Genomic DNA, 20,476 nt, shown 5'->3' with positions numbered 1-20,476 from the left:
ATAAATATTCAAAACATGAACCTTATGCTACTTCGCGTGCTATTCTTTTGCCTGGTTCCCATCGGCATATTTATCCTGGTCAAAACCATCCGTATGCTGAAGGGTGTTTTTAGCGGCGAAGTGATCACGGAAATTCCTTTCACTCAAAAGGATGTGGTATTTGATATCATCAGGCCCGGAGTATATGCCATTTGGCAAAAGGGGCAACTGTTCAGGCGCACGCCGGTAGATAAATTTAAACTTCAAATCAACAAAGTACCATCGGGAGAAAACGTGTCCTTACCTAGATCTTTTTTCAGTCCTCATCTCAATGGAATGAGCACCGCCCGGATGGAAATGAACAGGTTCTCCGCTCAAAGCGGTACCTATCGTTTGACGATTGTAGAGGGTTCGAGCGTTTCAGTATTTGAAAAAATAGCACTTAGCTTATTTCCTGCCAAACCAGTTGATTATAGCCAATACTTTATCCAGGTACGTGAAAGCCGCCCGGTATATTATATGATCGCAGCTATTCCACTTTTTGTATTATCAGCCTTTTGTATGATCGGCGGTTTGGTGGCAGGGTTTCTGGCGCCACAAATATTCGCATGAATATAATTGGATATAGAAAGAAATATCTCTCGTTCAACAAAAATGGTTTTGAAAGGGTTATTTATAAACCTATTTTCAAATCACTTATTATATGACAGTTGTTTCTTTACCAAACAACAGCTTACTTCCTTTACCCGGATTCGGTAAAAACTGGATAGCTACCTTAGCGTTAGATTGGTATGTAAATGCGACAAGTGAACCATTATAATCAACGTGAATGAATAGAATAGCAAAGTACATCACCATTGGAATTTTTAGCTACTTCATTTTTTGGGGTAATAATTCGTTTGCCCAAACCAAAGCAGAGATTAAAGTCGCGAGGAAATTATTTGAAGGAAGCTGGGTCAATAAAAAAGCGAAACGGCACCTCACTATTTCTTTTGACACGCAGGATTATGCCACGATAAATGACTGGCATGGTAAGTGGAGCCAGGACAATAACACCATTGATGCTTATAAAGCATTTGTCATGAATAGCAAGCTGGTAATGCCTGAGGATAAAACTGATCTCCGTTCCCCTTATTGCGAAATCGTAAGAAAAGGAAACACACTTTTGTACCGTTGTCGGGAGATGAACACCAAGGATAAAAAATTCGTTGAGGAGATATTGTTTATAAGAGAAAAGGATTAATTGCTAGCTATGATTAAGTAAGTAGATTCTCAAAATCGTTACAAGGATCAATAAATAGGGTTAATTACCAAGGATCTGAAAGCCATAAAGCCTTGAAAATCCGTATGGGTGCCCATTCTAACTAAAACTTTTATCTTTAGGTTTCAGCCCAACCCTTTAATCATGGAACAACCAAATCAAACCATTCTTATATACTCACTTTTCTATGAACAGCCTGTTCCACCAAAGAGTTTAGTCAAAATCTCAGAATTTAACAAGGAAGAAATATTAAAGTTTTTAATCAAACTAAAGATCGCAGTAACCAGAATAAACTTACGCAACTTAAATCATCCTTTTGTCAAACAGTTGATCGACTTGCTACCTTTAACTTCAGCTCAGAGGGTTAGGGATTTTCTGGCAAATGATGAATTAGCCTACTATTTAACCAATGCAGATGTGATTAATTCTATCCTAGCTGAAATATTGAACGACGATAAGCCCCCTGAAGAATCTGCTGCGCCTCATGGCAACTTTGTCCCGGCCTTTCATGCCAGACCTCATGGGATTTTAAAGCTGATTACGGGTGTTTAATGGGCATGATGCAGAAAAGAAGGACATTGCCGATTTAGAAGACGTAGGAATAATTGAAAGCGATATGACCTTTATAAAAGGAAGTTGATGGAATTACAGTATGATTATATTGTTGCCCACTAAAACTAAAAAGTAATCTTGTATATTATTGTTTCGTAAATGTAGAAATATCTGAATGAGCAGGAATTGGAAGAGAATAAGCATCACATTTGCCACAAATTAATACGCTTGCCGGTTTTCATATAAAATGGCAGAAAGATCACATCTAAAATGGCATTTACCTAACTCAATGAACATAAAGAGGCTTATCATCTATTTTTCTATTCAGCAAGCGGGATTTTATTTGGGGCAATTGTTTATCAATCTAAAAATATAACAGTTTCAATAAGTCATGGAGATCACAAATTCAAAGATCAAGGTTGGTAATAAGGTACTTAAGGATCACGGCCCCCTTCAATTACAGCAACTCGTGGGAAATAGCTTTTCTTATAATTTGCCGCTAAAATCAAATGATCCTTTCCTGTCTGACCAAAAGCATTTGGCTGGAAAGAACATTTACATTTGGGTCACAGCCGATGACGGCCAGAAAAGCTTCCTGATCGGCACGGTGCGACAAATAACATACGTCCAGCATTCATACGACTCGGGAGAGGCAATATTAAATGGTGAAGTTAAAAAGCTAATCTACGTTTTATCCCTACTCACAAATTATCGGTTAACTTTAACTTTAGCCATATTGATACCCTTTGTTTTTTTATCTGTGCTAACCTATCTGTTCATTGATCAAAAGAAGAACTTGGTCGAACAGACCGGCACGGTAACAGCATTTTCAAAGCGGAGCCGTGGTGCACGTTCGCCCGCCATATACAAATTTCAATTGCAGGAATTCAAGGTGAGTTTTGAGCGCGAATATCAGGGCGTAAGCCGTTTTGTAGCACTAAACATCGGGGATGAAATTTATAGAAAACCTTCGCAAGGTTACCCGTACAACTTGAAGCAAGACCTTAAACCTGCAGATCAACGGAAATTCTCCTGGTACATGGAAGATGTTGATTTGCACAAGTTGAAAACATCGGATGTTACCTTACCTTACGTATACCTACATGCCGTTAACGAGAACAGCAATTGGCTTTTCCTTTACGACCTCTACAATTATGTTTTTGATAAGTATAATATAATGGACTATCTATTTCCGTCTTTTATCTCGTCCACCGTCTTTTTAATGATGGGTGTTGGTATAAAGAGGGGCAACAATTTGTTCTGGAAGATCTACTGCGGTGTTATAATGGTAACCTTTTTTATACTATTTATCATTTAGACAGCCAAAACGCCGATATTTAAGTTAAGCTGATATTTGATGACAATGATGTAAGGCAAAAGTATGACGCCGATGTAGAAAAAGAAGGGCACTAATGGTCTGAAATCAAAAGCACGATCTATCAATGACTTGATAAAACCAACTTGAAGCTTATGCCTGCCAGGGTTTAGAAGCGGGCATCATCATTGCGACTCTTAACTTGGCTCCATCGTTCCACGAATGTTCCGTATACAGCGTCAAGCTGGTCATCGTCATTGGGGAGGAATGGCAAAAAAATCACTCCCTTAGATATTGTTGTAATTCGGATCATATCTCCCCTCCATGCATTTTTATCAATTGCAATCGCATCCATGTCATTGTAATTCAAGAAAACCATTTTTGTCTTGAAATACATTGTAACAATGGAAGCGCCCCGCCCGCGCCCGACTCCACTTATATCGACTGGCATATATTCAATACCGGCAGTAGTAAACCTCAATTGCACGACTTCATTTCGCCTCATCCATAAGCGGACACCCTTATAAAGAACAAAACCCAGAATAAGAATGGAAAGCAATGGCGGGTAACTTTCAGGGCTGGTCCATTTAAATCTCTGCAAAAAACCAGAATAAATAAAAAAGGCAAGCACGCCCACAGGAAATAAGATCAGTACCATACTGAAAAAAATAACCCTTGAAGGTGAGATCAAAATATCCTGGAATTTCTCTTTACGATAATCATAAACAGGTAAGCTGCTCCGGTCTTTTCTCAGAATTGCCCCGAATAATTTGTAAAAAATAAAGATCAGTATGATGCTGAAAATACCATAGAAGGTCATTTGTAGTCCATAGAAATCAGAACCGATCAAATTCGGTATGAAGATAAAACAGATGGCACATATACAAATTGCGGAAACAATTTTTATGAAACGGGTTATATTCATTACATTAATTTAGGCAATTATAATTTGTCGGATCGGTTATCTTTTGGATTTCGGTTGATTCACTTTCTTTTTGAAATATCCTTCTCATTCTTTAATGCTTAAACCAACCATATTGAAACAGGAGTAATAGATAGCTCATTTACCACAGTGATATACATATATTACTTTTAATGTGGTTGCTACTTCGGATAACTTCTCTCACCAATGGTGCAAATTGCTATTTCCCTGTTCAACTACAATCCGTTTTTTAGTATACTCCCGATTTGGTATTCCTTCAGCATGTTTTGCAGGTCGGCAATATAAAGTTCCAATGCTTGTCTGGTATCTCCGGTTAACTTAATTTGAGTAGCAAACATATATTTACGGGATAACTTTCCATCTTTGGTCTGAATTCGAAAACATCCTGTATAGCCCATTTGCTCGACAGCAGTTTCGATGGAAAAAACAACCATAGCAATATCTGACAAGGCATAAGACCCTCCAAAAACGCTGTTCACTTTAAGGTGCTGATCCCTGATGCTAAAAGGCTTTATATTGACACCTAATTTCCTCAATATCCATAGAATGAGTTGAACAGCTAAAAAGGCAGCTAAAAGAATCCATATTGCCCAGCCATAACCGTTTGAGAACTTCGTCTTTACTTCAACCAATTCAGTACGTTTAACTTCTGCCAGGTGATCCGTATGGACAAGCTTTCGAATGTCATCTGTCCGGATTTGCGTGGCAAGCAAAGCATTAACCGTAGCCTGATCAGTAATGCGGTAAATGGAATGAGGGATCAGTTGAGAATTACCAAGCTGGTCAAAGTAGTAATAGGTGTTTCCATTTTTCCAGACCGAACCGGAGTTACCATCAACCATTCCGATTTTTTGCCAGTTTCCTGTTGAGGGTTCATCCAATCTATAAATATGGGTGGACTCGGATTTAAGTCCCGGACTTTTATTGCCACCCCAAACCTGACTGGCTTCTGTGTACAGTATTTGATGATCGTCTGAAAAAATAAGTGGTGCAATTTCCTTGAAACCGCCACTATTAAAAGGATTTTCCTTGATCCTCAAAACCTCCTTTTTCTGCTTCTCAAAGTAAAAGATGCCACCCTTGCTTAAAAATAAAGAATGATAAACGTGTCCTCCGTTTAGAGACAGTGCGTGATAAGGGCTGTACTGCTTATCGAAAGGCATATCATTCACATATACCATGCCTTGCTTAGGATCTATGAGGTAATTCTCCTGGTTTTGGGCATCAATAACAATGGCATGCAAATCCGGATGATCCTGAATTGGCAACCTGGTAGTTTTATAATATACATTTTGGCCATCCGCCAGATAATTTTGACTTTCACGAACATCGCCATCATTGTACAATTCTGAAATCTGCCTGAGGCCTGTAGCGTGGGTTTGAGGAAGAATTTTACCTTGGTAGTAAGATAAGGTTCCGTTAGTCACAACTTCCGTTTTCAGGATGGCGTGATAAGGAGCTGATCCGGGCTCAAGTTTAGTGAGCGGGTAAATATAAGTCTGTGGCTTATCTCCTATCCCAAGACCATATAAACTTTGCTGGCTTAATTCTGAAAAAATTGATAAGTCCGCATTTCTTACACTCAACGACGCGCAGTAGCAGGTTTGCTTACCATCAGTAAAATAATCATTGCCAATTGCTTTGGCAGTAGCAGGATTGAAATCTTTAATAACGAGGTTGCCGCAGTAAGCGTGATTTTTATCTACACCGAACTGATGGTTCTGGTAGCTGTCGTCAATTAGCCTGAAGCTATTGGCATCAGCCTCTTTGATCAGATAATATCCATTACTTGGTACGGATGCATATACCTGATTTTGATACCGGACAAATATCCCACCTATTTTCTGTCCTGTGTTGTCTATTGTGTTACTATCAGGCCCCTTGGTTTCTGCAAAGAGGATAAATACCGTAAATGCCAATATAAATACTAGGAAAACAATGACTGCTGTTATCCCGACGCGCTTAATAATACTTACGTTCATCTTTTAGGTTATTGATAAGGGAAGAAAAAACAGAGCTTTTCCAATCGCGTTTTTTGTCAGGCATTAGAGTTTTTATTGGATAGAAACAACATGATGCGTAGAATGTTTAAACCCTGAAAATTGAGGGTGAAAATAGCCACGAATATGATTTCAATTTCACGAAATCAATAAAGAATTTTACCAACATCAAAGAACGATAATTCGTGTTTTCTTTCCCTAAACTTTAATAAAAAATCCTGTTTAGAGCCTAAATCTACCTGTCTGGGGGGACTTTTTAATTGTGATAATGGGAATTGGTATAATTAGGCCATATAATTTTAAATAGTGAAAATTTCCGTCTTTGATCAGGCCATCTATAGAGTACCGCAGTTCCATATTTCAGCAATTCTTGAAAACTCATGGGAAGAGTTAAAAGAATCCATCAAACTTGCTTCGTCAGATTTTTACGATCAAATAAAAGATACGAATGCGGATAACATTTATAGTCTTCCAAAGCCAATTTTCCATACCGTATGGAAATACTTTAACCGGGCCAAATTCCGGGCAACGCCGTATGGAAGCTTCGCTGGATTTGGATTAGCGCATATAGATGCTCATATGGCAGATTCATCCATCATTATATGTCCCTCTCAAAAACTACATTCTTTTATCGCATGGCCGTATAAAGGCAATGTCAAAATAACGACAGAACTTTTGCTGCAAAATGGAGGTTACCTCATCGCAAATGATAGTCATTATATCATCCTGGATTCGATAAGGTATTTAAGTTACATTGACGATAAATTTGAGCTTTCTGAAATTGAATTAGATAGTACGGTGCATCAAATACTTCAGATTTGCAAAAGGAAAATAAGAGCATCTGATTTGCAGGAAGCATCTCTACATCTATTTTCAAACGCAGAGCAATTTATTGAAGCTATCAATTATTTAATTTCTTTACAGTTACTTTTCACGAGCTGCCATCCCAACATTATTGGAGAAGAATATTTTGAACGAATAGGTATTACAAATACGCCTTCGCTTCCGCAGTATGTAATTGCGGAAAGGCAAAATATTCAAGGTAATATCAACCATCACGTTTTTAAAGACATCACGGAACTTACCCTGCTTCTGCACCAGATTGTACCCATTCGTAATAATGCTACATTGGACAAATTCATCTTCGATTTTACCAGAAAATTTGAACGAAGAGAAGTACCTGTCATGGAAGCACTTGATCCGGAAATTGGTATTGGTTACGGAGATCTGGTTCAGACAGGAGATCACCAGGCTTTAGTAGTGGAAATAGTCAACAAAAATAAAGAAGCAGCAACTTCTAATAACGACCATCATCTAAAGGACTTTTTGTACAAGGAGCTTTTACAGAATTCTGGGATCAACAACCATGTTATTTCTCTTGAAAAGTTACCTGTGAACAATGATGCGGTTAAAACGCTGCCTAACACTTTTAATGCAGTTTTATCAGATGCTTTTGGAATGTTATGCCTTGAATCACTGGGTGGTGCCACATCAAATGGAATTGCGGGCCGGTTTACATTGGCCAGCGACGAGGTGACAGATTATTGCAAACGGATTGCGGAAATAGAGCAGCAAGCCAATCCCGGCGTTCTTTTTTTTGACATTGGGTACACAGCAGAAAATCATGTAGACAATATCAACAGGCGTCGCGCGATCTATGGAATGCAATTAAATCTTTTGAACTATGATTTATCACAAAACCCTTTGGAAATAAGCGATCTCTATCTTCATGTTTTACACGGAGAGCTGATATTGCGATCTAAGAAACACAATAAAAGGTTGGTCCCGCGCATGGCCTCGGCATATAATTATGGCCGCTCTGATCTCCCGCTGTTCAGATTGTTATGCGACCTGCAAAATCAGGGCATCGCAAACAACCTTTCTATTAATTTCCAACATTTAATACCGGGATTAAATTACTACCCCCGAATTCAATTTAAGAACATCATTATTTCCCGATCTAAATGGCTGCTTTCTTTTTCAGATCTAAAACTTGATGCTCAACATAACGCCCCTGAGCGTTTTAGGGAACTACTAAAAAGCAAATCAATATCCAGGTATTGCAAAGCCGGTACCGGCGATCAGACTTTGCTTTTCGATACCGAAAGCAATGAGGATATGGTTATTTTAATGGAGTACCTGAAAAAGAGAAAGACATTACTTATAGAAGAAGCATTTCAGGAGCAGCAAGGTTTGGTAAAAGACGACCAGGGAAGGGTTTATTGCAGCGAATGGATCGTAGCGCTTTATCATGATAAGGAGATTTATAAAGCGACAAAATCAAAAAGTGAAATTCAAGCGGTGAAGCATCAAACCGCTATTCTACCTCCCGGCAAAGAATGGCTTTACTTTGAAATTTTTTCCCATCCCCAAAGAGCGGATTCTATTCTTATTAATCAGATTACAACACTTTTGAAGGATCGTAAAAGACTGATCTGCCGATGGTTTTTTATTCGGTACACTGAAAATGGTTTTCATCTCCGTTTAAGGCTGCAGCTTCATAATGCTAATAAAGCACAACTGGTTATTACCGATTTAAGCGAATTGCTCAAGGAGGAAATTCAAACCGGCATTGTTTCTGATTTTACGATCAGGACTTATAAAAGGGAGTTGGCACGATATGGTTCGCTGAACATGGAGCGGGTAGAAAATCATTTTCATGCTGACAGTACCTATGTGCTGAATGTACTCAAGCAATCACCGGAAGTAAACACCTTATACGCCACGTGCCGCGAAATTGTACTTTCCTTGCGTGACAGCAACGTTTTCAATTCATCTAGCTTTGATGACATGCTTGATCGTATATCTAATTCGATGAATGAAGAGCACCAGGCCAATCCGGCATCATATAAAAAACTAAACGAAGCTTATAAGGTCTACAGAAATGCAATGCCATTAGCGGCTGGTAAGCACCCCAAATTAAAGTCCTTCTCAGAATCTTTTTTGAGCACCATCCGATTTTGTGTTCCGTCTGGCCGTTACCAATTATTTGCCGATCTGATGCATATGCACATCAACCGGCTGTTCACCACTGAGCAGCGGACACACGAAATGATCTTTTATTATTTTCTTACAAAGGATATTAAAGAACGCAAAGCAAGAGCTAATTTTAATCCCAAGATTCAAACTAACACGGCTTAAGTTCTGCTGTGAAAACGTTCGAAGAATTCTTTTTCAAAACTCTCGCCAATCGGTACAACATAATCGTTGTTCATCATGACTGTTTTATTAATGACTTTTTTGATTTTTTTCATATTGATAATAAAAGAGCGATGAACTTGCATAAAGTAGTCCGGTGATAAAATCTGTAATGTCTTTTCCAATGTAAAGTCAGGTGATTTATAATCCTCTTCAAACGTTTTAAAAATGACGTAGCCATTTTGGCTTTCGATGGACACAATATCCTCTTCATTAATGATCGCATGGACTCCTTTTTTGGCGAGTTTTATTTTAAACTGTGTGGGAACATGTGCAGTTCTCATCGCCATTGCTAACTTTATTTTATTTACCGCTTGAAGAAACCTTGGGTAGTCAAAAACTTTTTTCAGGTAATCAACCGCGTTGAGGTCAAAGGCCTCCTGGGCAAATTTTCCGTGCGCAGTAGAAAATACGATAAGACATTTGTCCATGATGATTGGGGCCATTCGTATTCCTGTCACCACAGGCATTTGGATGTCTAAGAAAGTTACATCAGCTTTGATTATACCATTAGAGATTTTCTCCATTGCAATGGCAGATTCTGTTTCCGCGGCTACCAATTGCAGGCCGGGTGTTCTTTCAACGAAATTCGATAATAATTGGATTGCGGGAAGTTCATCATCCACAATACATACACGTATGCTCATAAAGTAATTTTTAGATCAAGTGAATAATAATTGTCAGTATTGTAGGTATTAAACTGGAAGCGGTCAGGATAATAAGTAGCCAGCCGTGCTTTGGCGTTTTCAACTCCTATACCAGTGCTTGGGTGGGTAGTTACATCATTCTTCATATTCCTGGTACGGAACCTGAATTCAGTCTGGGTAAGGTTAACAGAGATCGTAACGGGATGCCCAGGATCGTTAAATAATCCATGAGCGAATATATTTTCAACGAAGGTGAGCAGTAGAACCGGTGGTATCTTAAAATCTGAATCCTTTTCAATGTTGATGTCAAATTGTATAGGAAGTTCACCAAAGCGGATGCTGCAAATTTCAAGCAAACCATTTAGTTGTTCAATTTCTTCTGTTAGTGGTACGAGTTGCACATTGTCTTGCGCGAAGTCCGTATAGGTATAGCGCACGAAATCAGATGTAAGCTTTATGGCCCTTGCGATTCGTTCTTCGCGGCCATCTGCCATTGCATAAATGGAGTTGAGAGTATTACAAAGAAAATGAGAATTGATCTGCGATCTTAAAAGCTTGTTCTCCAATTTCACTTTTTCAAGTTCAGCTTCAGCGTTTGCCAGTGCTAATGCATCCGCTCTTCGATTGCTTTTAATACTTTGTAAATGGAGCCAATACAATAAGCTAAACAGAAAAAAATAACTACCTCTCCAAATATTCCCAACATTATTTTCCGTATTAAAAACTTTTGTATCAGAGATACTATGCTTTGTGATAACAGAGGTTATAAATAGTGATGAAATCCAGTAGACATTTATTTCCACAAGAATTAAAAACATTATTTTAATAAAGCTTGAAATAGTTTTATTCCAAAGTTTCATCACGAAATAAGTATTAAAGTAAAAAACTCCAATTGCAGGGATGTAATACAATAAAGATGGAGCTATTGGCGCGGTGGGACGCATGATCAATGAAACTACTTTTTCAAAAAAAATGAATGAAAAAATAAACAAGATATGAAGTCCAATTTTTGAAATTAATGGCTTTGAATTTAATTGTTTTGTAAATGTGCCTGTCTGCATATTCAAAAAGGGGTGTTGAGTGGAAGAAACTGGGTGTTTAAGGATTAAAGCGCTTTAAATGAACTTTGAGTGGCTTTTTTAGCCGTTTACAGTTGTAATTTTATGTTACCAAACAAGGAGAAAAATCATGAAAACAAACAAAAACCCGGTAATGAAAGTCAAAAGGAAAACAGCATTTTCATTTACACAAAGTAAGAATGGTAATGCAAGTGACCCTACGACATGGATGGTTACAACAATTCCAACAACAAGCATCAATTGCACTGTTTAGAGTTTATTGAAGCTTTTCTACCAATTTCAGATATGCCGGGTCAAACCGGCATATTAAAACGCAGATTTTAAAATTAAATCTCAAATGAATTGAATGTGAGTTTAATTAAATGATACCTCTATAAGTTTTCCCTATTCCGATCCAATATAATTTGATATTTTTTTTGTTTAGATTGGTTTCTTCAGGCCTACACTGTTCCAAATTCGCGACGCGATCTTCTTAAATTCCTTTGCCTTACTACTTACTATGATTTGATGTTCCAAGCACAATCATCCCATCCGGCCTAGAGTTATTATGACGGGGATTTAAAGAATACAAACGTTTTTTACCAAAAAAATAAACAAAGCAAAACTTCGTAAAATGAAAAAAGTAATCTTCATTTTCGGTATGGGCCTCTTGGCCTTGACATCAGCAAACGCCAAAGGCAAAGCTGATAATTCAAAAACAACTGAAGCAACCGTTACACCAGCAGAAGCAAAATCAGGTAACACTACTTATTATGCAATAAGAGTAGAAAACCCTGGTACCGGCCCCAAATTTATTTGGACAACGGAATTGTCCGAAACCGAGGGTCTGGAGTGCCATCCTTTAACAAACGCAACTTGCGAAATCAGTGTAAGTACGCCTCCAACAGATGGTGTAGTACCTGCGGGACAAACGGTGAGTGGAAACGCATATCAATAACAGTTAGTCAGCGGATTCAAAATAACATAACAGCCAACTTAAATTCAGTTGGCTGTTTTATTAATTTGACCTTTAATTAATGCTAACATATCCTTACCGTTATCAAGTCTGGGATCTACCACGTTACGTAAAAGTGCTCCATCAGCGCCAATAAGAACTATTGTGGGATAACCCTTAACGCCGTAATATTTAATTACAGGATTTGCCTCCCTCAATCCCCCCGTGTAGAGTTTTACAGAATTACCAACAGTATAATCTTCGGATTTAATACTATTAAGCCATTTATCGCGGTCTTTATCAATTGAAATATTAATAAAAACGACGTTGCTATTTCTTACCTCATGTTCAATCATTTCCAGCTTAGGCTTTAATTGGGTACATGCACCACATCCTGTAAACCAAAAGTCAAGCACAACAATTTTACCTTTGTAATCGGAAAGTGAATGGCTTTTATCATCCTCGCCGGGAAGGGTAAAATTATAGGCTGGATTTCCTTCCACCCTTGCATCAGTCTGATTAAATAAAATATTTTTCAGCGAATCATTTTTAAATGTGTTTAGGGCTATATTTCGATACGTTGTTAGACTGTCAGAATTAATATTCTTAAGCAATAAGTAAGTCAATATTTGCTCCTTTAAGTCCCCGCTATATTGACTATTCACGTAATTAAAGCATTGTCCTAGTTTGAAATCTTTTTTCTGCATCAAACCGTATTCGTTTTTGAATTTTTCTACTACGTAAGGTGGGATAATCGATGAATAAATGGAGCTGTAAACATTTACGCCAATTTTAGATCCGTTATTAAAATCATAACCAATGTCCGATGCCTTTTTACGTTTTAAATTCAGGATTGAGTATTTATAACCCTCCGTTGAATAAAATAAATCAGATCGGATTCTTGCCAAAATAATTTTAGGAATTTTGTCTTGGTATGGTTTCAGAAATTCCAATTCCTTAAAAAGGACACTATCCCTGAAGTTAAATTCCGCTTTTAAATCAATCCTTTCCAAAACCTGCGGCTTATTATGCTTTGCCCATAATTTTTGCTCAAAGCTAGCCAACTGATATTGGCAATTATATGTTGCTGAATTTTTACCTGTAAAGACGATTGTTCCTTCATTATAAACCAACTGCACTTTGTCTCCAGGACAAATAATAAACTCAGTATTATCTAATGAGTTCTTTGCATTATTATTGATAAATCCATTATTAGGAAGGCTTATATTAATCAATGAAGCATGTTCTAGGGGAAATAAAAAGTTAATTCTGCCAGCATTAATTTTACTGACAATCTTTGTATCTAATTTCTCTTGATTTAGGCCCCATTTGTTTATGGTGAGAATAGCCGAATCCTTATGGTTAAGAAAACTTAATATTATTGATAAAGTTGCTTGCTTGGTTGAATTATTAATTTTTTGGGCGGCTAAATCGGTGGGCATATTAACTGCACAAATCATTACGCTCCAAAATAAAAGTAAGGTTCCACAATACTTTTTGCAGATACCTTTTTTCAATAATTTATCGTTCATTTTGTTGAAGACCGCTTAATTGAATTTCTGAATTTGGAATAGGCAGCGCAAATCTTTTGTCGTTGGGTGGCAGTATGTAAGTTTTGCCATTGATTGTCCGTGAAAGCGTTACCGCAAATTCCTTTTCCTTATTTAACCGGCGGATATCCGTCCACCTAATGCTTCTAAAAAAAAGTTCTTTCTTACGTTCGGCCAGGATTTGTTTTAAAGCGATGTCTGCATTTGCTGCCTGATAAGGTGTAAAAACGGAACCCGTTTTCCATCTTGTTTTTAGTAAATTATTCAAGTCAGCCATTGCAGCATCAGTATTCCCAGCACGCGCGCTGCATTCAGCTCTGTTTAAATACATTTCGTCTGTAGCAATACCACTATAAGGAAAGCCCCGATAATCATAACTTCCAACAAAATGATAAACACCGCTTGCCAATTTGAACATTAAAGTTTTACGCAAGTCATTGTTATCATAGGATGCAACAAAGCTTGGGTCAATCAGTGCCTTACTACGACCTGCCATAGCATACGATGTTTGAAAGGAAGTATGGAAAATATCTTCACTTAAAAACGTAGTATGAATTGCAAACGTCCTTGGTGTTAGCGTATTGTAGTTTGTCAGTACGCTGTTCTTTTGTAGATATTTATTTGCAGCATCATAGGCATTTGTAAAATCGCCCATAGTCAGATAAACCCGAGAAAGTAAGCCAAGTACCGCTATACCAGAGGGAAGCGTTTTCTGGTTACTGTTTTCAGGAAGCAATTGAGTTGCCAGTTTCAGGTCACTTACAACACGTTCATATGTTTCCTTAACCGTTGGCCTTGTTGATTTGACATTCAAGTCCGAAGTTAAACGTAATGGAATGCCAAGATCAGTAGCTGAGGTTACCGGATCGTATGGCATAGCATAATTTTGGACTAATGCGTTGAATGCCCACGCACGAAAGAAGAGTGCGCTGCCTTTGATCCTATTAAATTGAACTTGCTGCGCTGTAGTTGGAGTGATTTTGGAAATTCCTTCCAATATTACATTGCTGTAATAAACCTGTTGATAAGGCACATCCCAATCACTATCCCCAAAAGTTTCCCCCTGATAGATATCCTTTGCCCATATATAAGCATTCCTTTCTGTATTTGTATTGGCTACATTGAATAAAGCATCGGTGACATAATATTCATCAGAACTCACATGTCCTAGTGATGGATCGGTATACTGATTAAAAATGCGGTTATTGTTTAATAGATTTTCATAATCATCCAAAGTGGCAGGGATAACTAAAGACTGGTTGGGCTTTGCCGATAGGAATTCATCCTCCTTTTTGCAACTGAAAAGTAGAAACAGGAGCATGATGGGCGTTAGCTTTATGAATAAGTTTTTCATCTTTTTAAATTAAAATTTTGCCTTAATACCTAGTGAAATTGTACGTGGGTTTGCGTAACCATTAGAATAAACATCCGGGTCAATACCACTTTTATTTGCACGCCATAGGATAACTATATTGTTGGCATAACCATATACTTGTAACCCTGTAATCATACCTTTCTTTTTGCTTTTTAAATTGATGTCATATTGTAATGATGCATCTTGCAAACGAATGTGGTCGCCTTTTTCAATAAATGTATCCGAAAGGGTATAAAAAGTTTCACGATTGTTGTCAATTGGAAGACTTTGAAGGGATGGAATCTTTGTCTTAGTCTCGTCCCCTGGCTTTTGCCAGCGTTGGTAATAGTCCAAAGATGCTCCACCTGCATATAAACCGGATGACGTATAAACCGGTGCCCTGAAATAATAATCGAATTTGTAGATTATATTAAAAGAGAGCGATAGTTTTTTATATGAAAACGTATTTCGAAAAGAGCCAAAAACGGTTGGCCTTGCGGGGCCATTATAAACCATATCGTTAACCGTGGTCGATGAAATAATGTTTGCATAATCGGTACTTAGTACGCCATTTAAATAACCTTGCGGATCGCCCGTTTCATGTGTTAATCCAGCAGCCCGAAAACTGTATATGGCAAATAAAGGTTTCCCTTGTAAAGGCTGAATTATTTCGGCCCTCATACCACTCAGGTAATTCAATGATGTTGTCGGTGCATTGTACTTGGTTACGATGTCCAGCGCTCGGCTAACCTGCAAATTGGAAACCCAAAGAAATTTTTCGGATTTAATATTAATGCTATTCAGGTTAATATCGAATCCGTGTGTCTGGGTATTTGCTGTATTGCCATAAAAAGCAGTCAAACCTGTCGAACCCGGAAGGGGGGAATTCCCAAAAAGATCAATCCCGTTTTTTAAATAATATTCGATGCTTCCAGATAAAATATTGTTCTTAAATCCAAAATCAATTCCAAAGTTTATAATCCTGTCTTTCTCCCAGCGTAATTCAGGATTGCCGGGATTTGCAATGTCAGCAAATGGCGTTCCGTAATAGGGTGAATTATTATTAGTCGCGAACGTGGTTACAGCAGTAGCACTTTTATCAATGTTACCATTATAGCCATAAGTCACCCTTAATTTTCCGTAGGGCAATATTTCAGAATGGTAAAAATCTTCTTTGGAAAAGTTCCATGCGAGCCCGGTCGAATACAGGGGAACTGCCTTTTGATTTGTGTTGACCCCGAAAAGATTTGATTTATCGATCCGCCCGCTTAAAGAAAATATATAGCGATCCTTAAATGTATAGCTTCCATTTGCAAAATAAGACAGGTATCGATCCGTGTATTTTGCTATGTTGTTAATGTTTGGAATAACACCAGCCCCTCCAGGGTTTGTGGGGTAACTGGTGGCAAAGTCCACATTGGTAAAGGTTTCCGTGTCTTTATTATAACCGTATAAAGTATTAGAGTTACTCTCTGTAATGGTTTGGCTAATTTCCGAGCCAAGCAGAACAACCAAACGGTGATCCTGACCAAAATCTTTATTATAATCTAGCTGAAGCCTGCCGCGATGGCCGATTAACTGATCCTGCGTTCTATTTAATATGCCTCCTACCGGAACCGGATAAGGATTCGCATTACTCAGATCTCTATACCGGTTGATCAGGTCGCGGGCATAGTATGTAGATAGGGTGTTGTTGTTATTAGAATTTGTATTTGCATATTCGTATTGATAGTTCGCACTGACTGTTAATCCCTCGATAATCTTGTAATTTGCCCCAAGCTTAATTAAATCATGAATTTGCTTGGTCTGATTGTCCGAAAAACTCAATTCGTCATAGGGTCTGTAATTCCAATCGAGAAATTTACCGGCTCCAACAGTATCGATATAGTCCGGGTTACGTCTTGAGAGTGCTAATGCCTTTCCTGTTTTGTTATCAACCAGATCTGAATAGGTTGGGACATTTAGCCTGCTTAAATCATTTAACGTAGTGTTACCGGATGAATTCGTTTGGGTATAATTTACACCTACCTGAAAATTGAGTTTTTTTGTTGGATAGAAATTTAACCGTGTGCTTAAATTTATCCTGTTATTGTCATTGCCGACCTTATTACTGCGATTCTTGTCGTACCCTAAAGAAAAATAATAGTCACTTTTTTCTCCACCGCCCTGAAAATTTAGTGCGTATTGCTGGTTAATAGATTTTTGATAAAAATACTTTTGCAAATCCTGCCTCACATCATTACCTCTCATGGCATTAATTTGGTTATATCCTGAAATGCTATCCAATTGGTTATTTTTTATTTTATTCAATAAGTTAACCACCGGTGATATTGCAGGGTATGCAGAATTATTTAGGTCACTATCATAATATCCTTGTTTAAAAAGCTTTTTTTCAATGTCAATAATGTCGCTTGAATTAATTTGGCTATTGCCTTTGTAGTAGAGGTTTGGCCTACTCCCAATAGTAACGTTGGCGTTAAATTCAATCTTCAAATCCTGTGTTCTTTTCCCTTTTTTTGTCGTAATTACAATCACACCGTTGCCTGAACGTACACCCCAAATACTTGAAGCCGCAGCATCCTTTAATATGGTTATGCTTTCAACATCGCTCGGGTTTATATTAGCCAAGTCGCCATCATAAGGGAAATTATCAAGAACGATTAACGGCTGATCGTTTGCAAATAGTGTACTATGGCCCCGGATATTAATATCATTGTTGCCATTAACGCTATTAGCGGTATTTTTATTAAAAAGCAGTCCCGGTACATTCCCTTCCAATCTATCGATAATGTTGGTGCTAACCTGACGGTTTAGTAAGACATTATCAACCTTTGAAAATGATCCGGTAGCCCTCTCTTTAGGTAATTGTTGATAACCCGTACTTACAATACTCACCTGACTTAAAGAGGTAACGTTGAACTTAAGGGACACTTTCAAAAAGGAATCAGGTATATCAGATACCGGAACCGATTCTGTTTTATATCCAATAGAGCTGATAATCAAAGTAGCATCCATGGAAACGTCTTTGATTTCAAAGCTGCCATCACCATTTGTTATTGCCGCGATGTTTTTGCCTTTAACCTTGATAACTGCCCCTTGTATAGGTTCACCAGCAGTATCAGTTACCATACCTTTTATTTGAATTCCAGTAGGCGGGATAACCTTTGTCTTTTGTGGTTGTGGTTTCCTTTTTATCAAAATTGTTTTGCCTACAATTTGATAAGTAAGAGATTGCTCTTTAAAACATTCGTCTAACGCTTTTTGGATAGAGACGTTTTTTAAAATGAGCGATACGCCACGAACGTTATCCAATAAGTGATCTTCGGCTATTAGGCTGTATCCGCTCTGCTTTTTAATATCTTTTAGGACAGCTTCAACTGGAGCGTTTTTCACGTTAATGCTGATCTGTTGTGCATATACATTCGCTGAAACTTTCAGGCAGGATAATATGGTTAAGAAGATGATCAGCCGCATGATGAAAAACGTTTTTGGGTGAATAACGCTGCGCTTATTTTCAGCCATAGGCGGCCCCGCGCATGATATTAATTTCATACTTTTGTTGTGTTGGGTAAATAAATCAATCAGGTTTGTTTGTGGTGTCAGAACCCCCAATTCGGCCGAAAGTGTTAGTCGCACTTTCGGCTTTATTCTTTGCTGGGGGCATTAACTATGTCTTATAAACTGCTCTTATCTATACCATACGCAAAGGGGTTAATTGGTTATGAATTGGGTTGATTGTTTTTAATTAGTGATAATAAGTTTGCGCCCTTGCTGTACAAAATGTACATTATAGAATTGCAGCATTTTTAGCATGATTGATAAATCAGCATCCATGGAGGCATCGCCCGAAATCGAGATATCAGGGACTTTGCCGACGTACTCCACATCTACATTGTACCAACGGGATATTTGACGAAGAACACTTTTCAGGTCTGTATGAACAAAAGCCATTTGTCCGTCTTTCCATGCTGTTGCCAAATGGGTATTTGCCTTGGAAACTTTAATTGTTTCACCGCTTAATATTGACTGCTCACCAGGTTTAAGTAATGCCTGCTTATCATTTGCGTTAACACGAACGGAACCTTCCAACAACGTAGTGTTGATATTGCTTTCATCTTTGTAGGCATTGATATTGAAGTGCGTGCCGAGAACTGTAACCGTTTGTCCTGAACTGGTTACTGTAAAGGGTTTATGCTTATCTTTTGCTACTTCAAAATAGGCTTCACCTGTAAGCATTACATCGCGGGTTTTACCATTAAATGCGATAGGGTAATGAAGAGAGGACGCAGCATTCAGCCATACGTTTGTACCATCGGGTAATTGAACTTTATATTTGCCTGCTCTTGGTGTTTCAATGGTATTGTATTCTACTGAGGTGCTTCCATTTATTTGCCCCGTTTCAGAATAGATAAGCTTTCCGTCTTTTGCATTTTTTACTTGTATATTACCCTGGGTTGCGATGATGCCGTTGGCAGATTTGTTAAGGATTACCTTCTTTCCACCCGCAAGCGTAAGTATAGCTTGATTAGTTCCGGCTGGGATATATTGTGGATTTGGTTTGAGCGCGGCTTTATCGTTAAGATGATCTTGTTTCTCAAAGTAGAAGAAGAGGAAAGTGCCTATTAATAGGGTGATGCTCGCAGCGGTAAGCAACAGCTTCCAAAGTTGTGTGGCGGCGTTATCTTTTAATTTTTCCTTAGCTATCTTTTGCCGTAGTTTGTTTAAGCTTTCTTGGCTATCATAGCTTTGCATCCTGCGGATAGCCTGATCTTGGTTTTGTTTATTCGTAAGCTCTGCAAACAATATTTCGTTATCTGACTTTGCTTTGCGCCAGTTATCCAATTCTTGCAACTCTGCAAAATCAATTCCGCCGTCGATGTAACGGCTTACGAGATATATGATTCTTTGTGCTTCTGGAAAGTCTGGTTGTGCCATGCTGTCGCTGTATTAATATCAATACACGCAACTGTCCAAAAAGTACCTATTCAGTTTACAATTATTTTACTTTTTCTTTAAATGACGCAAACATTGATGTAGTTGCCCGGCTATATTACAGATCATGCTTTTGTTTATGTGTTGTCCCCATGCAAATGAAATACCTGTAAACCTCGTAGGTTTATAAAACTTTTATATTGAACTTTACAAGATCATCTTGCCTAAGAAAAACATTTTTAATCCCCTCCAATGATAAAACACACTAAAATCATACTCAAACCCGAAAATAGTTCGATTAGCAAAGCGGCTGAGGTTCGCCTCGAGGGTTTTACGATAACACAGCTCGAGGCGTTTCCTTGGGAAGATTACAGGAATTTAACTTCGCTCAACCTGGTATTCTGTGAGGCGGTTACCCTAACGCTGATCAAAACATTACCCAAGCAACTCACCAGCCTAATGGCTAATATCGGTAACCTGGATGTTTTGGCCGACCAGGTTTGGAAAGATAAGCATCTTACTAAGCTTCATTTGAACGGGAAATGGAACACCCCACATTCCGTCATCGAAGAGTTCGATCATCAACACCCGCAAATTGACTTTTCATTTTATCATCCCCAAGACGATTCCTATCACAATTCTTTCGAATTCAGGCAAAGCAAATGGGAATTTCAATATTTCAAATAAGAATATTCTTATCAATTGGATTGATGCATCACAGGCTTATTTAGA

15 protein-coding genes are annotated in these 20,476 nt (G+C 38.1%); 7 read left to right on the top strand and 8 right to left on the bottom strand.

The genetic code is table 11. The features are described 5' to 3' along the window. Nucleotides 1-15 precede the first annotated feature (15 nt). From BLS59_RS20470 to BLS59_RS20455, 4 genes are all read left to right on the top strand, one after another. The gene (locus BLS59_RS20470) at nt 16-591 is read left to right on the top strand and encodes a hypothetical protein (RefSeq protein ID WP_091152068.1); all 576 of its coding nucleotides are present in this window, start codon (nt 16-18) and stop codon (nt 589-591) included. A gap of 217 nt (nt 592-808) precedes the next feature. Beyond that, nucleotides 809-1,222, top strand: coding sequence for a hypothetical protein (locus BLS59_RS20465; protein WP_091152066.1), 414 nt, complete (start codon nt 809-811; stop codon nt 1,220-1,222). Nucleotides 1,223-1,384: 162 nt separating this feature from the next. Continuing rightward, entirely contained in the window at nt 1,385-1,792 is a 408-nt protein-coding gene (locus BLS59_RS20460; RefSeq protein ID WP_091152064.1) for a hypothetical protein, read from the top strand. Nucleotides 1,793-2,183: 391 nt separating this feature from the next. Beyond that, nucleotides 2,184-3,110: a hypothetical protein gene (locus tag BLS59_RS20455; protein WP_091152062.1), complete on the top strand. Its 927-nt coding sequence runs from the start codon at nt 2,184-2,186 to the stop codon at nt 3,108-3,110. 166 nt (nt 3,111-3,276) lie between these two features. On the opposite strand, the gene BLS59_RS20450 is transcribed toward BLS59_RS20455, so the two are convergent. Continuing rightward, complete coding sequence (locus tag BLS59_RS20450) at nt 3,277-4,032, bottom strand: hypothetical protein (protein ID WP_143014191.1); 756 nt, start codon at nt 4,030-4,032, stop codon at nt 3,277-3,279. A gap of 233 nt (nt 4,033-4,265) precedes the next feature. Then, complete coding sequence (locus BLS59_RS20445) at nt 4,266-6,032, bottom strand: DKNYY domain-containing protein (protein WP_091152058.1); 1,767 nt, start codon at nt 6,030-6,032, stop codon at nt 4,266-4,268. Nucleotides 6,033-6,356: 324 nt separating this feature from the next. Here BLS59_RS20445 and BLS59_RS20440 point away from each other — a divergent pair, with 324 nt between their 5' ends. Beyond that, entirely contained in the window at nt 6,357-9,191 is a 2,835-nt protein-coding gene (locus tag BLS59_RS20440; RefSeq protein ID WP_091152056.1) for a lantibiotic dehydratase, read from the top strand. Here BLS59_RS20440 and BLS59_RS20435 read toward each other — a convergent pair. Then, entirely contained in the window at nt 9,188-9,895 is a 708-nt protein-coding gene (locus BLS59_RS20435) for a LytR/AlgR family response regulator transcription factor (RefSeq protein ID WP_091152054.1), read from the bottom strand. The genes BLS59_RS20440 and BLS59_RS20435 overlap by 4 nt on opposite strands. Continuing rightward, nucleotides 9,892-10,956 (bottom strand): sensor histidine kinase, encoded by a 1,065-nt coding sequence (locus tag BLS59_RS20430; RefSeq protein WP_091152052.1) that lies wholly within the window; start codon nt 10,954-10,956, stop codon nt 9,892-9,894. The genes BLS59_RS20435 and BLS59_RS20430 overlap by 4 nt, the downstream gene beginning before the upstream one ends. 631 nt (nt 10,957-11,587) lie before the next feature. On the opposite strand from BLS59_RS20430, the gene BLS59_RS20425 reads away from it, so the two are divergent. Then, nucleotides 11,588-11,911: a hypothetical protein gene (locus BLS59_RS20425; RefSeq protein WP_091152050.1), complete on the top strand. Its 324-nt coding sequence runs from the start codon at nt 11,588-11,590 to the stop codon at nt 11,909-11,911. A gap of 44 nt (nt 11,912-11,955) precedes the next feature. On the opposite strand, the gene BLS59_RS20420 is transcribed toward BLS59_RS20425, so the two are convergent. From BLS59_RS20420 to BLS59_RS20405, 4 genes are all read right to left on the bottom strand, one after another. Further along, nucleotides 11,956-13,440 (bottom strand): TlpA family protein disulfide reductase, encoded by a 1,485-nt coding sequence (locus BLS59_RS20420; RefSeq protein ID WP_091152048.1) that lies wholly within the window; start codon nt 13,438-13,440, stop codon nt 11,956-11,958. Beyond that, complete coding sequence (locus BLS59_RS20415) at nt 13,430-14,812, bottom strand: RagB/SusD family nutrient uptake outer membrane protein (RefSeq protein WP_091152046.1); 1,383 nt, start codon at nt 14,810-14,812, stop codon at nt 13,430-13,432. Before BLS59_RS20415 ends, BLS59_RS20420 begins: the two co-directional genes overlap by 11 nt. A 9-nt stretch (nt 14,813-14,821) precedes the next feature. Beyond that, on the bottom strand, nt 14,822-18,364 hold the full coding sequence (locus BLS59_RS20410) for a SusC/RagA family TonB-linked outer membrane protein (protein ID WP_091152044.1): 3,543 nt from the start codon (nt 18,362-18,364) through the stop codon (nt 14,822-14,824). A gap of 189 nt (nt 18,365-18,553) precedes the next feature. Beyond that, nucleotides 18,554-19,747, bottom strand: a complete 1,194-nt coding sequence (locus BLS59_RS20405; RefSeq protein WP_091152042.1) for a FecR family protein — start codon at nt 19,745-19,747, stop codon at nt 18,554-18,556. Nucleotides 19,748-19,996: 249 nt separating this feature from the next. On the opposite strand from BLS59_RS20405, the gene BLS59_RS20400 reads away from it, so the two are divergent. Continuing rightward, nucleotides 19,997-20,431 carry a hypothetical protein gene (locus BLS59_RS20400; protein ID WP_091152041.1) on the top strand — a complete coding sequence of 145 codons (435 nt, stop codon included), beginning with the start codon at nt 19,997-19,999 and terminating at the stop codon, nt 20,429-20,431. Nucleotides 20,432-20,476 lie beyond the last annotated feature (45 nt).

The sequence above is a fragment of the Mucilaginibacter pineti genome (assembly GCF_900101875.1).
GTDB classification, from domain to species: Bacteria; Bacteroidota; Bacteroidia; order Sphingobacteriales; family Sphingobacteriaceae; genus Mucilaginibacter; species Mucilaginibacter pineti.
This window is presented reverse-complemented; position numbering and strand designations above follow the sequence as displayed.

Coding starts and splice junctions, on each gene's coding strand:
- BLS59_RS20470 (WP_091152068.1), top strand. CDS start 16: ATGAACCTTATGCTACTTCGCGTGCTATTCTTTTGCCTGGTTCCCATC.
- BLS59_RS20465 (WP_091152066.1), top strand. CDS start 809: ATGAATAGAATAGCAAAGTACATCACCATTGGAATTTTTAGCTACTTC.
- BLS59_RS20460 (WP_091152064.1), top strand. CDS start 1,385: ATGGAACAACCAAATCAAACCATTCTTATATACTCACTTTTCTATGAA.
- BLS59_RS20455 (WP_091152062.1), top strand. CDS start 2,184: ATGGAGATCACAAATTCAAAGATCAAGGTTGGTAATAAGGTACTTAAG.
- BLS59_RS20450 (WP_143014191.1), bottom strand. CDS start 4,032: ATGAATATAACCCGTTTCATAAAAATTGTTTCCGCAATTTGTATATGT.
- BLS59_RS20445 (WP_091152058.1), bottom strand. CDS start 6,032: ATGAACGTAAGTATTATTAAGCGCGTCGGGATAACAGCAGTCATTGTT.
- BLS59_RS20435 (WP_091152054.1), bottom strand. CDS start 9,895: ATGAGCATACGTGTATGTATTGTGGATGATGAACTTCCCGCAATCCAA.
- BLS59_RS20430 (WP_091152052.1), bottom strand. CDS start 10,956: ATGCAGACAGGCACATTTACAAAACAATTAAATTCAAAGCCATTAATT.
- BLS59_RS20425 (WP_091152050.1), top strand. CDS start 11,588: ATGAAAAAAGTAATCTTCATTTTCGGTATGGGCCTCTTGGCCTTGACA.
- BLS59_RS20420 (WP_091152048.1), bottom strand. CDS start 13,440: ATGAACGATAAATTATTGAAAAAAGGTATCTGCAAAAAGTATTGTGGA.
- BLS59_RS20415 (WP_091152046.1), bottom strand. CDS start 14,812: ATGAAAAACTTATTCATAAAGCTAACGCCCATCATGCTCCTGTTTCTA.
- BLS59_RS20410 (WP_091152044.1), bottom strand. CDS start 18,364: ATGAAATTAATATCATGCGCGGGGCCGCCTATGGCTGAAAATAAGCGC.
- BLS59_RS20405 (WP_091152042.1), bottom strand. CDS start 19,747: ATGGCACAACCAGACTTTCCAGAAGCACAAAGAATCATATATCTCGTA.
- BLS59_RS20400 (WP_091152041.1), top strand. CDS start 19,997: ATGATAAAACACACTAAAATCATACTCAAACCCGAAAATAGTTCGATT.